The organism is Vibrio sp. 811 (genome assembly GCF_033339195.1).
Genome location: NZ_JAWOUB010000346.1, coordinates 1 through 742 on the forward strand (window position 1 = coordinate 1; position 742 = coordinate 742).

Annotated in this window: 1 protein-coding gene; it reads right to left on the bottom strand. The window is 45.3% G+C overall.

Translation table 11 applies throughout. The features are described from left to right. A partial coding sequence (locus tag R7Q46_RS26790; RefSeq protein ID WP_318078172.1) for a 7TM domain-containing protein occupies positions 1–742 on the bottom strand: 742 nt, incomplete at both ends.

A 742-nucleotide genomic window follows, 5' to 3' on the forward strand; every position in this document is an offset into this window, starting at 1 on the left:
GAATCGACATACGTTCGATCGTCCATGACAAGATGATCATTGGGAAGAAGGTGATTGTTAGACCTTCTGTCAAACCAATCTTGAATGCTACAACGGTAAACACCGAGATGATCATAATAACCGTGATAATAACCGCGGATATCCTTGCTACCAGAAGTAAGTTGAGCCGTGATAAGTAGCTTCGGATGATCAAGCCTGTACCAACAATTAATAGGAAGCCCACAATACCAGTCACAAGTTGCGTTTGAACGAACGCAACCGCAATCAGTACTGGCATGAACGTACCAGAGGTTTTAAGACCAATAATCACGCGCAGGAACACAACGATCAATGCGCCAATTGGGATCAGCATGATGGTCTTGAACATCGCTTGCTCTTCTAGAGGCAAGCTGTGGATTGATAAGTTAAGCAGGCCATCGGCCTCAACCTTGTTGTTTGTCGCTTGTTGAGGCGTCACTTCTTGTTTGATCATGGAGAAATGAACTTGGCTGTTCTTACCTCCCACAAGGTCAAGTAACGAAACGTTCGATTCATCCCAAACAAGAAGGTTAGGTTTTACGGCTTTCTGCTCTGAATTTGGCGAGAACAGAACCCAATCTTTTCCAGACCAAACTTGCACCATCGGTTGGATGGTTTGACGACGACGGCCATCTTCAAGCTCGATTACGCCAACAATTTTACTTTGAACGCCAGCTGACAGAAGAATCTTGTGCAGTGCATCGGTGCGGTCAAAATCGTTCAG